The following is a 16,809-nucleotide window of genomic DNA, read 5'->3' as shown; positions in this document are numbered from 1 at the left end:
TAAAGGGGGGATAACATATGGGAAAGTTTAAATATAGAGTTATGAATTCAGAAGGAGAAAAAATAGAAGGACAATATGAAGCTAACTCTAAAGATGAGGTTATAGCCTTTATTTCTAGCAATGGATATTACCCTTTAATGGTGGAAGAAGTAGTACAAAGCGCTAATATTGAACTAAAGTTAAGTAAGAAAGTTAAACTAAAAGATTTATCAGTTTTTTGTAGACAGTTTTATACTATGTTAAATGCGGGAGTTCCAATTTTAACGTGTTTAGATATATTAGCAAATCAAATTGAAAATCAAAAATTAAGAGAAGCAACAAAAGCAGTTAATGAGGAAGTTGAAAAAGGTGGAGTGCTGTCGGAAGCCATGAGAAAGCATAAGGAAGTATTTCCAGAGCTTTTAGTTTCCTTAGTAGCTTCAGGGGAAGCAAGTGGTAGTTTGGAAGCCATAATGCTAAGAATGTCAACTCATTATGAAAAGGAAAATAAAATTAATAATAAAGTCACAAGCGCATTAATTTATCCAATAGTATTAGGTTTTGTTTCAATTGCAGCTGTTGCCTTTATTTTAGTTTATGTAATGCCTACCTTTATAGATATATTTAAACAAAGTGGAACGGAGCTGCCTTGGACTACTAAATTTATTATGGGGATTAGTGAAGGAATTCAAAATTATTGGTTTATTATAATAGCAGTAATATTTATAATTAGCTTTTTCTTAAATATATTTAGAAAAACTGATGAAGGAATTCTATTTTTTAGTAAGCTAAGATTAAAGCTGCCAATTCTTAAAAAGCTTAATCAAATGCTTATTGTATCAAGATTTACAAGAACTTTATCTACTTTGATAGCAAGTGGCCTACCTCTTGTAGAAGCTTTAAATATAGTTTCAACCGTTACAGGAAATAAAGTTGCAGAGAAGGCTCTATTAAGAATAAGAGATAATGTGATGAGAGGCGAAAGCTTATATGCTTCAATGGTTGAAAGTAATATGTTTCCTCCAATGCTTTATTCAATGATAAAAATAGGTGAAGAAACAGGTTCTTTAGATGATATTTTAAATAAGACAGCAGACTTTTATGATGATGAATTAGAAGCAATAATCCAAGCTTCGGTGGCTATGCTTGAACCATTATTAATAGTAATAATGGGACTCTTAATAGGCTTTATGGTGGCATCGATAATGATACCTATGTTTGATAGTTATAATCAAATTTAATTAAAGAGGAATTAGTGCACAATGTGCGAGCCAGAGTGCATTAATATATAAAAAAATAATTACAGGAGGGGTTTAGAATGAACCAATTATCTATAAGAAAAAACAATCTACAAACAAAGAAAAAAAAGAAAGGATTTACATTAATTGAATTAATTATTGTTATTGCAATTATTGGAGTGTTAGCAGCAATAGCATTGCCTAGATTTGGTCAAATAAGAGAAAATTCAAATGTAAGTGCTGATATAGCAACAGCTAAAACCATTCAAACAGCTGTAGCTACAGGGGTAGCTAATGGAACTATTCCGGTTAATAGTACATTAAACGCAGCAGTAGCTGCTGGAAATGATCTTACAGATGTACTTTCAGGAGGAGTTGTGCCAAGACCAAAAGCTGATGGGCATACAGCAGACACATTTCAAGCTATTGTTGATGGAAATGGGGAAGTAGTAGTTAATGTAGTGAATGGAGCTACAACTTTACAAGTACTTCCGCAAGTAGCACATGTAGCTGGAAATCCATATAGTGCTGCAAACTAAAAAATGCTAATGTATTAAAATGGAGAATTGTATTGTGATTCTCCATTTTAAGATAATGTTTATGATTATATGATCTGTTTATGTAATAAGATGGAAATTGATTTTATCCTAAACAATTATTTTAGTTCAAGTTATATATTTTTTGATGTATATATATTAAAAAATGATGTCACATCTATATAGTTATAATTAAATTATATCTGCAAATTTAGGGCAGGGTACATGGGGGAATTATGGAGAATAAAAATAAGGAATTAAATCCTAAGAAGAACAAAAGGAAAATTGATATAAAAGCCATAATGAATATGGATTTGGGTATAGTAAAGCAAAAACTACTTAAAAATTTAAAAAACACAAAACAAACAAATCTTTCCTTGAAAAAGAGAAAAGTCATTGCTTTTGATATGGGGAGTTCAACAATTAAAATAGTTGAAGGTTTATATTATAAAAATAGTTTAACTATTGATAAATATATTAAAATTCCTACACCTAAAGATGCAATTGTAGATGGAGAAATCAAAAAAGAAGTAGAATTACATAAAAAATTAAGTCAAGTATTAAAAGAAAATGGAATCAAAACTAAGGATGCTATTTGTACAACTAATTCATCTTTAATAATAAATAGAGAAATAATGATTCCAAAGGTTGAAGAAGAAGAAATGGAAACTGTAGTTAGATATGAGATTCAACAATATCTACCTATAAATTTAGAAGATTATATATTGCAGGGAACAATTTTAGAAGAATTAGAGGTAGATGGTGTTAAAAAGCTTAATGTTCGTGTTATTGCTTACCCTGAAAAGGTGGCAAGAGGATATTATAATCTGTTGTTAAAATTAGAGTTAAAGCCTTATGCCTTAGATGTAAATTATAATGCTGTAAATAAATTTATTAATTTAATAGGTATAACTAAAGAATATGAAAATAATACAAACGAAGCAGTTGCTTTTATTGATTTGGGAGCAAGTACAATCGATGTTAATATATATAAAAATAATCAATTGGATTTTACTAGAATAATCAAAGATTGTGGTAATGAAATTGATGAAATGTTAAGAGAATCAAATGGTCTTAAAAGTAATGAAGTAGAAAAATTTAAAAATAGCAATATAGATTTAAGTGAAGAATTTGAACCAATAAATATTAAAACAAGAGCAATAGTAGATGAATGGATTGAAAAAATAGAAAAAATTATTCAATTCTATAAAAATAGAAATAAAGGCAATGAAATAAATAACATAATTATTTTTGGCGGTAGTTCAAAAATAAAAGGTATGGAAAAATATATGACAGATAGGCTTGGAATAATGACAGAGATAAAAGGACTTTCTAAGATAGCCTTTAAGTCAAATGATGATGGAAAACCTATTGATGACTATATAAATGCTATAGGGTCAGTCATAAGGCATGAATAGGAGGCCATAAAGTGAAAGATGTAAATTTTTTTAAACCATATTTAGGTAAGCAAAAAGAAAAAATTAATTCACAAATATATATATATGGAGCAGCTGCAATAGTTGGGATCATCATCTTAATTAGTTTGGTATCTAATACAGTGAGAATATATTTATTAGATAGAGGCATTACTGATTATACGAATAAATTGGCTGCTTCAGAAATTCAAACTCAATTAAAAGAAGCTCAAGATGTGAATAAGCAAATAGAGATATTGAAAAAATATGATACGTCTTTAACAGATGTAGCAGTTTCTGTTAAAAATAGAGATAATGTTTCAGAAAAATTATTAAAGGAAATCAGTTCAACAGTACCAAGTCAAGTTTCTTTTAAAAATTTAGACATAGTTGATAATACCATAGCAATAAAAGGCACCTCTACAGATAGGACAGCAGTTGCTGAATTAAAACATAATTTGAGTAAATTGCAAGTAATGAAAGATGTTTATGTAAACTCAATAGATACTAATGGGGCAGTAGAAGGAAGCTACTCCTTTGATATAAAATGCGTGTTAAAGGATGTTGGATAATATGAAAGTAAGTAATAGAGAAAAGATAATGCTATGGATATTAGGAATCATTTTAGTCGGTTTTGGATATTATAATTTTATTTATTTAAAGCAAACAAGTCAGCTTGAAGAAAAAATTCAGAAAGAAAATGAAAAAAGACAAGAATATGAAGTTACAATGACAACAATAAATTCTCTGGAAGATAAAAAAAATGATGCTAAATTGTTGAAAGCCGAAATAGTAGATAAATCAAGTCCTTTTTATCCAACAATCAGTGAAGAACACATAATAGCTGAATTGGATGGATTATTAAAAGAAAGTGGATTAAAAGGTGGCATAACCTTTAAACCTATAGTTTCAGATGGTGTGGAAAGTTCAAAAAAGGATGAAAATACTTTAGCTGAAAGCTCCTTTCAAGATATTGTGAATAAATATAAAACTGTTATTTCAACAGATGACAAAAATAAAGATGCTGATAATAATGCAGCTAATGGTGATCAAAATAATTCTAGTACAAGCAGCGCAAATAATAGCAATAAGTCTCCTACCAATAATTCCAGTCAAAACAATTCTAAAACAAATGATACAAAGGAAAAGAAAAATACTCTTTATTATTTAAAGTGTGAAGTTAAATTTGAAGGAAATTATGATGGAATAGATAAACTATTGAAAAAAATTGACGAGAGGGATAAGAAAATAGTAGTAAATTCTATAAAAATAAGCCAAGATACCCTAGAAGCCTGCAAAGGAACTATTGATTTAGAATTCTATGCAATTCCTAAAGTTACAGATGAATTAGAAAAGTACTTAGAATGGAATTACAATAATACTTATGGCAAAGATGTACCTTTTAGTGCCAGTTCAGCAACTGGAATCACAAATACGGATAATAGTGATTTTATAGCAAGCATAAAGCCAACTAACTCAGATTTACCTTCAATTATACTTGGGAAAGCAAATGATCCGATGAGAACAAGCTATGTTTACGGTAAGAGTAATTCGGAGGAAATGGTGGAAATGGTTCTAACAGAAGAAGGCGGTAAATATTACTGTAAATATAAAACTTCGAAATTGACATTTCCAGCTAAATATGATGGGCTAGGAATGGAATTTGTACCAGTCTCAAAAAATATTGTTATAAATATCTTAAGTGAAACAAGACAAGGCAGTGATGATAAGGCAAGTGCTAAATTACAATTAGTTAATAAAACAGATAAGCTAGTTGAAGTTAATACAATTGGTGATGATGCTGCAAATCCAAGAGTAAAAATAGATGGTGATGGAAGTAACATAAGTGTTAATCAAAAGTAGGTGAGGATTATGAAAAGTAATTCTAAAAAAAGTAAAGGCTTTGGACTAGTTGAAGTAATAATAAGTATGGCAATAATCGCTATAATTTCTGCAAGTATTTATACAGGTTATATTTTAGCTATAAAAAATACTAAGAGTGGACAAGTAAAGCAGGCTGCAACTTTGGAAGGCAAGAAAATTATTGAAGAAATAAAGTCTTCAGATGTAGAAATGCCTAGTGCTAGTAGTTCCAATTTCAGTATAAATGGGGATATAAGTTTGACTAAGCAGGAAACAGATGGAGTTTATTTAAGATTCTTAAATAGTAGCTTTGAAGCTACTAATGAAAATTCAGCAAAATATATTGAAAAACTTACTATAGTTCCAACTAAAGCATCAATTAATAATAATGAAGGAAATATAAATTATCAATATGATGAAATTAAGAATCCTTATGAAATTAACATAAGTAATGAACTTCAAAATACTTCAGTGATAAGTTCTATTAATGGAGAAGTAATCCCTGAATTAGATAGCCAAAAGGAAATATTATTGTCTTTGTATGTTGAAGATGGAGGAAAGATAAGCATTAAGGATTATAAAGGTAGTTCTGTAGATTTACCGGTAGAAATAGCAAAGGTTGATGACGGAAAGCTTAATGTTGTAATTAACTTTAGTGAATATAAGAAAAGAGGCAATGTACCTTTAAAGGGAGTAAATATTAATGTTTATAATAAAATAACCAGTGGAACCTTAAATGTCTATGTACAAAAATCAAAAGAAGTAGAAAGTAATATAAGAATTTTTAAGGGAACAATGAATTTATATGATAATAGGGCTGATAATCAGCAGGAAGCAAATCTTGGAACTTTATATAATATTAAAGTTGAGCTGATGGAATATACACAGTACCTAGAAGATCAGAAAAATAAGACTCATGATGATAGAAATAATTTGTTTACAACAGATTATAATCAAAATTTTGATAAATAGCTTTTTCACAAGGTTTCAAATAAATTATATTTGGAGGTGAAGTTATGAAAAGAAAAAAGCGTGGAAATAGTTTAATCATGGTTGTTATTACTTGTATGTTTGTAACAGCTATTTCTGCAGCTATGTTGTCTATGGTAGCTGGAAATTATAAGGCTAGAGTTGCAGAAAGCAAACGTGTAGAAAATCTTTATGCAACGGATTCAGGGTTAGATGTAGCTTATAACATTATAGGAAAAACCTTTGATGCAGCAGCGAAGTATGGGAATTTAAAAGTAGAAAAGCTTAAAAGTTTGACAAAAGACAGTAATGATGATGGAACAAGTCCAAACAATGCAGCCTATATTCAAGCTAAACAAGATATTTATCATTGGCAGCATATTAATGATGGTAAAAGTGATACAGATTCTAAAGTTTCACAAAAAGAAATTAATAAGAATATAGAAGAAGACAACAAAAAATGCGAGGATTTGGTTAATAGTGAATTTAAAAGGGCATTTAAGAATTTTATTTTACCTGACAATGATCCAAAAGAAATTAATAAGGAAAAGCCTCTAGAAAATTCACTTAGAGATTACATAGGAAATCGTGAATATGTGAATAAAGTTACTAAAAATGATAATGGAGATTATGATTACGAGATAGCTGCTGTTAAATTTTTAAATGACAATACTCATCCAGAGTTGTGGATTCCAAAGCCAGGAACTGCAAACCCTGAAAATTCAGATGGAAGTAAGGAGGCTACAGATGGATTAGTATATGATTCCAGCAATGAAAAATATAAGATAACAGTAAAATCAAATTTTAAGACATCTACAGAAAATTCAAGTGTCGTTGGAGAAAATTCAAGAATTATACAAACTAATTATATGATGAAAGTTCCTGAATATGGAGATATATTTTATAATCAAAAAAGTGGGGATTTGCATGAGTATTTAGCTATTAATGATGAAAGAGCATTAACTATTGGTGGGAATATGATTGTAAATGGTTCAAACAACTTAAAGGTTGACGGAAATATATTTGTAAATGGAGTAGATCCAGCAGTTGATCAAAATGGAATTCATGCTACTTTGAATTTAGATAATAGAACTTATGAAAAATATCGTGGCGGTATAAGTATAAATGACAGCAGTAATGTAATTTTAAGTAAGGATGTTATTACTAGAAACACCTTTAATATGGCTGATAATGCAGAGGTTATAGTTAAAAACAACCTATACGGTGGCAATGTATATATGGGAAACATTGCTGAAGGAGACAATGGATTTGCAAGGGAATCAAAATTAACTGTAAGTAATAGTGTGATAATAGATAATGACTTGGCAGTTAAGGCAAAAAATGAATCTAATATAACTATTAGCGATTTTTATGGAATAAATGATAAAAACATAAATTCTAATGGAGGAAATTTTATAGCAGAAGATTCCTTAAGTAAAGTGAAAAATTCTAGCAGCATAATAGTTAATGGAGTAGATGATTCAACTAGTGTAAATATTACAAAGTCTGCCTATATTATGGGAACTGCACATATTGATACTATAGGAGATAAAGATGGATATCAAACAGGCGAGTCAGGGGCAGTTAATAATGGCGTTAAGAAAAATTACATGGCTTATTCAGTACCATTAAATGAAGCAGAGAAGCTAGATTACTACGAACCTCTTCAACTATTAGATGATTCTAATGTGTTTAATAAAGCAGAACACTTTGGGAAGTACTGGGATCCTAATCAATCTAATGGAGAAGCAAAGAAGACAACTGAAAAACCTGATACTGGTGGGATTATATGGCCGGCAAAGTCAGATGGAAGTGTTAATGTATGGTCTATTGGTGCTATTGTGTATAAGAATGGAAATGATACTAAAGTTCTTAGATCTAATTATAAACCAGAATTAGAAGCTCCTAATGGCGAGATTTATAATAAAAGAGCAGAATTTGCAGGAAAGGTTTATAGATTTGGTCAAGCTCCTAAAATTGAAGATTATAATAATTCGAATATGATTAGTTTTAGTTCAATAATGGACCTTTCTAAGATACCAAGTGATTATGAAGGTATAGATAACCAAGCTGCAAAGGGTGAATATGCTATTTTTAATCCTAAAGATTCAACTACAGGTAAAGCAAAAGCAATTAATATTACAAAATACAATGGGTCACAGGATGAAATTGATGACTCTGGAAATACCATAGAAATAAAGGTAGCCTCTAAGGGTTCTGATGGATACAAGCTTAATGCAGTGATTGCAACAGATGGGAATGTTAATATTGAGGATGATATTAATTTGGTTGGTAGCATTATTGCAAAAGGAAATCTAAATATTTCAGGAAACAACATAAATATAGAATACAATAAGGACGTAATAGATAGAATTCAAGCAGAAAATTATAATACATTTAAAGAAGTATTTGGAGAAGGTATGTTAGACAATGCTTCGGATACATCTGAAGCAACAAATGGACTTTCAGTAGATTCAAATTTTAGTTATGATATCAAGAAGTTTTTAGAAAATACTCTTTGGAAAATTATTAAATAAGGAGGTGGGTTTAACTATGAAAAAGAAAAAAAGTGCATTTACTTTATTGGAAATGATAATTACCTTAGCAATTACAGTGATAATAATAAGTATTGCAGGAAGTATGCTTATGACAGGCAATAAAGTGTTTTCTGATTCAGATGTTAAATCTACTTTACAAATTGAAGGGCAGGATATCCAAGAGAAATTAAGTGATATAGGAATGCAAGGGATAGAAATTACTTCGGAAGAACCATTGATAGTAAAATCATATCTGAAAGGAAATGATACGACTCCAAGGTATTTTAAAATAGGAAAAAATAAAAATGGTAATTTGATAATAAATCAAGACATAGATTCAAGCTGTTCAGATGAAGCTAATGATCAAATCATTTCAAGGAATCTTAAAACATTACAGACAATAGTCAGTGATAATGGAAAGTCAATAAACTTTAATATTGTATTAACAAGGAAACAAGGTTTTAGTAATGTTGATCATGAAATCAAATTTACAATATATTTGAGAAATAAAGTTAGTTAATATAAATGTGAGCAATAAGAATAATAATTGTAAAGGAGGGGTAATTTTGAGAAAAACAAAAAGTACTACAAGCATTATTTTAACTTTGTTCATTGTTGTTGGATTGATATCTGGAATGTTAATAAAGGTTAATGCAACAGTAAGTGAAAATACACCAGATCTAAATGTTGAAATTAATCAAGTAACAGTTAATGGTCAGCCTGCGGCAAATAATAATGCTGTAACTGTGAATGTTAATGATGAGCTTCAATTTAATTATAAAGTAACACCATCAAATATCGCAGTTAAAGATGTTAATGTTCCTACTCAAAAGGAAGTAGTATTAGTTCTAGATACTTCAGGAAGCATGAACGCTGATTTTAATGGAAATTCTACTAGTAGCGATAAAAATAGAAAAATAACATCTTTAAAAAATGCTGCTAAGTCTTTCATTGCTAAATGCACTGGTAAAAATAATATTAAGATAGGAATTGTTCCTTATTCTTATTATGCTGGATATAATAATGAAATTAAAGAATTAATGAATGTTGCAACTCAAAATGATGTAAATGAGTTGAATTCATATATTGATAATATAAAACCAGATGGGGCTACAAACCAAGGTGATGGGTTAAGAGTTGCAGGCAGGATGTTATCTGATGGAAATTCAAATGCAGCAGCTCAAAAATATTTAATATTTTTAACAGATGGGGAGCCAACTGCAACTACTTTTAAAAATGATAGTTTACCAAGCTATGGGTTAAATGAGTATGCATCTAATGTGTATACTTTTAGAAATGGAGTAGTCAACAGAAATAACTATTATTTACAATATAACCATAATAGTGAAGAAGATACAATAGATGCTTGGCGTTACAATAGTTATCTTGGAAACTACGAAGTGAACTGCGTAACTGACTTTGATGAAGATACAAACTTAAAATATATTGATTTTAATAATTCAGTAATAGCTGATATACCAACAGTATACGGAAAAATTGTAGGACAAAAATTAAAAAATGAAGTGCCAAATTTCCACGAAGCGACTATTGCTTATGGATCATCAGTAGTATCAGGAAAAACAAGTTCCTTAAAACAAGTTAATGACAGTATGGGTGGAACGTTATATTCAGCAAAGGATAGTAATACAATTGATAATATATTTAATAGTTTAGCAGATGAAATCTTGCAAGAATATACAATTGATAGTGTTAATTTAAATTTAAAGCTTCCAGACCTTTTAGAATTCACAAGTGATGAAGTAAAATTTAAATTTGATGGAAATTATCAAGTTGCACCTCTTGATAATATAAAATATAAATTGAATAGTGATAAAACTACTTATATAGCTGACCCTTTTTATGTATCTTTTAAGGTAAAAGCAAAAAGTCCAGGAGTTGTAAATGTTGGAGACACAAGTACTATATCCTATAAAAATATAAATGGTAATATAACAAATGCTATAATGCCTATAACTAGGGTAAGTATAGTAAATAATCAATTACCTTATATAAATGCAAGTTTAATTAGTCCGATACCTAATAGTGTATCTTATCCATCACAGCCTATTGAAGTAAAATATCAAATTACTACAGAGCCTTTTGAATATAATTTGAGCGCTGGACCAATTGATGAAGCAGTATTTGTTGTAGATTTATCAAAAGGGATGTTGAAAAATCCTGATGGAAACAATAATAATAAGTGGCAGATTATGCAAAATTGGTTTACAAACATATTTCTTGATGGCAGCACCTTGAGCGGTCAAAATATTAAGTTTGGAGTAGTAGGATATAATGATTCAGTTAAGCATCCAATTGAAAATGGGAATTATGATAAGCTTTTTGACAGGGTGACTGATAGAGAAGCCTTAAGAACCTTTCTTCAAGAGCCAAACAGCACATCCCATGAGTCGATTTATCCAAATGAAAATATTGATACTAGAAATATTGGATTAGCATTGAAAAAAGCTGATAATTTATTACAAAATAAAGGACAACCTAATAAAAATAAAGCAATTGTATTAATAAATTCAGGAAATGTTAATTATGAACAAGCGGATATTGATTTGATAAAAAGCAGGGGATATAAAATAATCAGCGTTGATTTGAGTGCTGATAAGGATCAAAATACTAGTTCAAATTTAAAAAGCATACATTCAGCTTTACAAGGAAGCGATGATGACTATTTTAAAAGCAGAAATGATGGGGGAAATTTCAATTTCACTCAAAATGACATGCAAAGTGTTGCAGATAGGTTAAAAGCTGGTATGAGTACAAAAACCTTAAGTATTTTTGGAGCTAAATTAAATTTTGATTTGGGAGAAAATTTTGAGGCAGTAAGTGGATTAGACGGTTCTGGCAAGGTAAGAACCGTAACGATTCCAGAAATTAAGTATACCTTAAAGCATGATGATGAAAGTGGAAAAGATTTATGGCAGCAGGATCCACAATCCTGTGAAATTACATTTACCATAAAACCTGTAGCTGGAAAAATGGGAAAATTAGAATTTGCAAGTGATAGCCAAGGAGATTCTGTTGCAAATTTAAAAAACTATATATCTTATAATGGATTAAGCAATAATTTAATAAAAAGGCATATAGAAACTCCTGTTGTAAATATAATTGACCAAGCAGTGCCTATGATTAATGCAAATGTAGTTAATCCGCCAAGTCAGGCAAAGTTGCTTAATGAAATACCTCTTGAGTATGAAGTTAAACCTGAAAAGTTTAATCAAAGTTCTGTTGCTAAGAATATTATGTTTGCATTAGATATATCAAAAACAACAGGAAATGGCAATCCAAAAGATGAACCACAAAAGATAGCAGAAGTTAAAAAAGCATTAGATGCTAATTTAAAAAATTCTCAAATTAATAATGCTAGTTATGGGATATTAACATACTCTAGAAATGCAATTTTTGAAAAATATGGGTTGACCAATGGTTTATATCCAATTAGTACTAAGCTTACTGCAACGACAAATGATGCTGCTGATCATATAAGTGTTGGAGAAAATGCTGCTATTCAAGAGTTTAAGAATGATTTTAGTCAGAAATATGTTGTTATTATATCTTCAGGGCTTTCAAATTCCTGGAAGGAAACTACAGGCTTGTTTACTACTTCAACAGTAAATAATGAAACAATTGGAGAATATAATAAAATTATTTTGGATTTAAGTCGAATTAAAAGTATAAATGAAATTGGACCAGATATTCAATATATTTTCAATCAAATAAGCAGTGCAAAATCAGAAACCTCTTATTCGATACCAACAAAATTAAAGTTTCATACTAATGGAAAATTTAGTGCTATATCAGGATTAAATAAGACATCTGATTCATGGTATGATGTTGAAACTCCAGTATTTCAAGTGAACTATAATTTGGATGGTAATGGTGATTATATTCCTGAAAAGGTTCCAAATATAAAGTTTTCTGTAAAAGCAAGTGTAACTGGAACTTTAAAATTTGGAGATTCAGATGGAGAAAATTCATATGATAATAAATTTGCTGGAGCTGTATTTTATGAAAATTTCTCAGAGCAACAAATATTTAATAGAATATCGCCACTTAGTATTGGGATAAACCAAGATGTTAAGCATGGCTTGTATCAAAATGTTGATGATGGTGAATTGTCAGTTGTTTCAGGTCAAGCTGAATTAGCTAGAGGAGCAACAGCTAAGTTAGCTGTAGGCTGTGATATAGCATCAAGTAATGTGGATATAAAATTACAGATAAATAGTAAGATTGATGCCATAAGTGATAGTAATCCTATAAAGGTTTATAAAATTGTAAATGGACAATTAGTAGAAATTAGTGGTGCTAGCTATACATTGCAAGGAAAAAGTGGTGATTATGATAATTACAGCATTAATTTGCCAGCAGGAATTAATAGTGAAACCAAATTGGTTATAATTTATCAATGTAAAATTCCAGAAAATAATGCAACAGGACCTTTTAAAAATATGGCAACTATAAACGGAACAGAAGCTGATTTTACATTAAACATATCAGATAAGGGACTACCAGATTTGTTTTAGAAACATTAGTTGAAGGTAAAGCAACTTCGTTAAATTTAACTTTAATGGAGTTGCTTCAAAAAAGTGAATTTTAAATGGATTAATCATTAAGTTAGTATGAATATTTAGTGGGAGAGTTTTTATTGTGAGTGAACTTAGAAAAATTATTGTTTTTTTAGTAGTAACGTTAATATTTATTTATATGATAAAAATAAATTTTAGTTTATTAACTAAATATGGTCATAAAAAAAGATTGTCTGCATTACTAATTTTAGGTTTGGGATTGATATCAGCAGGAACCTTTTTTGATGTGATTGCATTTTTAATAGATATTAGATTGAATGATATAATTTCAATTTGTTTTACAGCAGGAGCAATAATATTTGGTACATATATTATTTTATGGAGTAGGTATATTATAAATATTATTACTAAACTTCATAAAAAAGCCCATAATGATTCTATGACAGGAGTTTATAATAGAGTTGGATTTGAATTGATCTTTAGAGAGAAGAGTATGGAAGACAATTCTTTTTATATTATGGTCTTTGATTTAGATAAGACTAAGAGGATAAATGATACTTTGGGACATTCTAAGGGAGATGAGTATATTATTAATGCTGCAAATATAATAAATGAAGAAATAGGTATAAATGGTTTTGTAGGAAGAACTGGTGGAGATGAATTTGTAGCCTTCGTTAAGAATATAGGTGAAGAAGGAATTAATGAAATTAAGACATTAATAAAAAAACGTGTAGCAAATATTAAAAATATGGAAGGAACTCAAATTAGCATAGGATATTCATTTGGTGAAAGAGAAGGAAATAACTTAAAAGATCTTTTGGAAGTTGCTGATAAAAGAATGTATATGGATAAGAATAATAGAAAAATATAATATTAAGATTTATTTAGATAAGAGAAATTTTAATGAAATATTAATTTTACTTAGTCAGTTAATAATGTATAATAACCATATGCGATAAATTAATGATTTAACATATGGGAGGAAACACATGGATACACTTACTTATTTTATTGATGTATTTTTACATCTTGATAAATATTTAGGAACTGTAATAAATAATTATGGAGTTGAAACATATATAATATTATTTATTATAATTTTTTTGGAAACAGGTTTAGTAGTAACACCATTTTTGCCAGGGGATTCTTTAATATTTGCAGCAGCAGCTTTTGCAGCAATGGGAATGCTTAATATATATGTGTTGGTAACAGTACTAATGGTTGCAGCAATTCTTGGAGATACATCAAATTATGAGATTGGAAGACTATTAGGAAATAAGCTGATTAAAAGTGGTAAGTTTATAAAGAAAGAGCATCTTGATAAGACTCATAAGTTTTATGAAAAATACGGTGGAAAGACAATTATTTTTGCTAGATTTGTACCTATAGTAAGAACCTTAGCTCCATTCGTAGCAGGAATAGGAGAAATGAATTATAAAAAGTTTATTTCATTTAATGCAGTTGGAGGAATTCTTTGGGTTGTATTAGTGTCTGTTTGTGGATATTTCTTTGGCAACATATCTGTTGTAAAGAATAATTTTTCTTTAGTTGTTATTGCAATAGTTCTTATTTCAATAATGCCAGCAGTAATTGAAGTTTTAAGAAGTAGAACTCAAAAATAGGAAAACATATATTATTAGTTTTAAGTGATATAAAATGTAGATAAAGAAACTCTACTAAACTTAGGTTTGGTAGAGTTTTTTTTATTCTTTAGAATTTATAATACAGTAAAATCTATGGATAATATATGAAAAAGACTATTTAACTGAGTTATGCATAAGAAAAGAATAAAAAACAAATCATATTCGCCTGCATAAAATGTTTTTATATGCAGCATAGCTGCCTTTTCTAAGGTGCACATTTTTCTCACATGCGTTCGAAAAGGCAGATGCGCACCTATAAAAAGAGTGCGAAGCACAATACGGAACTTAATATTAAAAATCTCCGGCTCCACAGTCGCCTGCGATTTTTTTATTCGTCCAGAATCGACGATTTTCTAATATTAAAAAATCTAAAATTACTTCTAAGGATTAACTAGTATAGAAGGTGTGAAAAGTATTTAAACTTATGTGAAATAAAACGCAAACATTCCAAATAATGACATGAAAGGAATTTTAGGTTATAATATACCGTGGGATATGTTTAAATATAAGGAAAAAGCTTGAAATTAGGGAGAGATGTCGAATATATTAAATATAAAAAATAATGAATTTTTAAAATATTACAAGGGATATTAAAAATTAATATTGAGTAGATTAATGAATTGTAGAAGTTTGTTCAATAGAATATTTGGAGGAATTTTAATGAGAAAATGGATATGGAAAACATCTAATGATATTGATAAAAGAAATAAATGGTCTATTAAATTTAATAAAAAAATATTCTTTTTATTAATAGTTATATTATTAGTTGCAGGTGGAATCGGACTTGCTAAATCAGGAGTGTTTAATCAGGGATTAGATAAAGATAAATATACAATTCTTGAAGCAGGGGTCAATATAAGTAAAATTAATGTTAAGGGTGAAGTAAAAAGTGAAAAAGCAACTGGTGTATACGCAAGTACTTATTCTGATGCAAATCCAATAATTAAGGAAGTTAAGGTAGAAATTGGTGATAAAGTTAAAGTTGGAGATACGTTGGCAACTTTAGATACTAATAAATTAGAGAGTGATATAAAAGTATTAGAAACAACTATTGCAACAACAGATGCTGCTAATGCATCCGAATTAAAAAGTGCAAAAGCAACCTATGATAATGCATTAGCCTTAAGTAGTGATAAAAATAATGAAAATATTAAAAATGCAGCTACTGACGTAAATGCAGCAAAGTTAGATTATGATAATAAAAAAGATTTATATGAAAAGAATAAAATTTTACATGATAGCGGTGCAATTACAGATCAAGAATTTAAGCAATATGAAATTTCTTATGAAAATGCAAAAGACACTTATGATAAAGTCACTGTAAGTTTAAACAATGTAAAGGCTAAGGTAAAGTTGGATCTAACAGTTGCTAAAAATAATTATGATCAAGCTAAAGCTAAAGTTAGCGATAATAGTAAGAAAATTACACTTGAAAATTATAAAAAAGATTTACAGAATGCTACAATAACTTCACCAGTTGATGGAGTTGTAAGTTTAAAAAATGCTTCTGTAGGTAATCCGGTTAGTGGCGAATTATTTGAAATAAAAGATGAAAATAATGTAACTATTACTGTTGATGTTAAAGATGTTGATATTGAAAAAATTAAAGAAGGACAAAGAGCTCAAATCAAAGCTGATTCTTCGTATGATAAGAGTATAGCTGGTGAGGTTGTTAGTATTAATTCAATTGCAAAGGCTGAAAATAATAGTTCATTAAATCTTAATAATGACTCTAATGATAAGGAAGCTACCTTTGAAGTTAAGATTAGAGCTAAGGATACAGATTCTAAGCTTAAAATTGGAATGAAAGCACAAGCCGATATTATTGTTGATGAAAAGGATAATGTTTACAAAGTGCCTACTGAAAGTATGATAAAAAATAAAGACAATAATTATTGTATATACATAGCTGAAAAACAAGGAAAAGATTACGTTGTTAAAGAACTTCAAATTACAAGAGGAACTGAAACAGATTCTAAGACAGAAATCTATGGTGATAATATTAAAGATGGAGTAATCATGTTAAATTCACCAGGAGATTATGAGCTTGGCAGTGTAATAAAAATTAACGAAAAATAAAGGAGTATTGAA

At 29.1% G+C, this 16,809-nt stretch carries 12 protein-coding genes; all 12 read left to right on the top strand.

Translation table 11 applies throughout. The features are described from left to right. The first annotated feature begins 17 nt into the window (after positions 1 to 17). A complete protein-coding gene (locus CSPA_RS21605; RefSeq protein ID WP_015394513.1) occupies positions 18 to 1,220 on the top strand; it encodes a type II secretion system F family protein in 1,203 nt (400 codons plus the stop codon). A 77-nt stretch (positions 1,221 to 1,297) separates the two neighbouring features. After that, a complete protein-coding gene (locus CSPA_RS21600; RefSeq protein WP_015394512.1) occupies positions 1,298 to 1,756 on the top strand; it encodes a prepilin-type N-terminal cleavage/methylation domain-containing protein in 459 nt (152 codons plus the stop codon). A 233-nt stretch (positions 1,757 to 1,989) separates the two neighbouring features. Beyond that, entirely contained in the window at positions 1,990 to 3,171 is a 1,182-nt protein-coding gene (pilM, locus tag CSPA_RS21595) for a type IV pilus assembly protein PilM (protein ID WP_015394511.1), read from the top strand. A gap of 11 nt (positions 3,172 to 3,182) precedes the next feature. Beyond that, positions 3,183 to 3,740 (top strand): PilN domain-containing protein, encoded by a 558-nt coding sequence (locus tag CSPA_RS21590; protein WP_015394510.1) that lies wholly within the window; start codon positions 3,183 to 3,185, stop codon positions 3,738 to 3,740. A 1-nt stretch (position 3,741) separates the two neighbouring features. Then, positions 3,742 to 5,031 (top strand): hypothetical protein, encoded by a 1,290-nt coding sequence (locus CSPA_RS21585; RefSeq protein ID WP_015394509.1) that lies wholly within the window; start codon positions 3,742 to 3,744, stop codon positions 5,029 to 5,031. Between the two features lie 9 nt (positions 5,032 to 5,040). Continuing rightward, complete coding sequence (locus CSPA_RS21580) at positions 5,041 to 6,003, top strand: prepilin-type N-terminal cleavage/methylation domain-containing protein (protein ID WP_015394508.1); 963 nt, start codon at positions 5,041 to 5,043, stop codon at positions 6,001 to 6,003. Positions 6,004 to 6,047: 44 nt separating this feature from the next. After that, positions 6,048 to 8,537, top strand: coding sequence for a hypothetical protein (locus CSPA_RS21575; protein WP_015394507.1), 2,490 nt, complete (start codon positions 6,048 to 6,050; stop codon positions 8,535 to 8,537). A gap of 16 nt (positions 8,538 to 8,553) precedes the next feature. Continuing rightward, positions 8,554 to 9,057 (top strand): type II secretion system protein, encoded by a 504-nt coding sequence (locus CSPA_RS21570; protein ID WP_015394506.1) that lies wholly within the window; start codon positions 8,554 to 8,556, stop codon positions 9,055 to 9,057. 46 nt (positions 9,058 to 9,103) lie between these two features. Continuing rightward, positions 9,104 to 13,072: a vWA domain-containing protein gene (locus tag CSPA_RS21565; RefSeq protein ID WP_015394505.1), complete on the top strand. Its 3,969-nt coding sequence runs from the start codon at positions 9,104 to 9,106 to the stop codon at positions 13,070 to 13,072. A gap of 124 nt (positions 13,073 to 13,196) precedes the next feature. After that, positions 13,197 to 13,946, top strand: coding sequence for a GGDEF domain-containing protein (locus CSPA_RS21560; RefSeq protein ID WP_015394504.1), 750 nt, complete (start codon positions 13,197 to 13,199; stop codon positions 13,944 to 13,946). A 118-nt stretch (positions 13,947 to 14,064) separates the two neighbouring features. Next, a complete protein-coding gene (locus CSPA_RS21555; protein WP_015394503.1) occupies positions 14,065 to 14,697 on the top strand; it encodes a DedA family protein in 633 nt (210 codons plus the stop codon). A gap of 681 nt (positions 14,698 to 15,378) precedes the next feature. Continuing rightward, positions 15,379 to 16,797, top strand: coding sequence for an HlyD family secretion protein (locus CSPA_RS21550; RefSeq protein WP_015394502.1), 1,419 nt, complete (start codon positions 15,379 to 15,381; stop codon positions 16,795 to 16,797). Positions 16,798 to 16,809: the final 12 nt, after the last annotated feature.

The sequence above is a fragment of the Clostridium saccharoperbutylacetonicum N1-4(HMT) genome (assembly GCF_000340885.1).
GTDB lineage: Bacteria > Bacillota > Clostridia > Clostridiales > Clostridiaceae > Clostridium > Clostridium saccharoperbutylacetonicum.
This window is presented reverse-complemented; position numbering and strand designations above follow the sequence as displayed.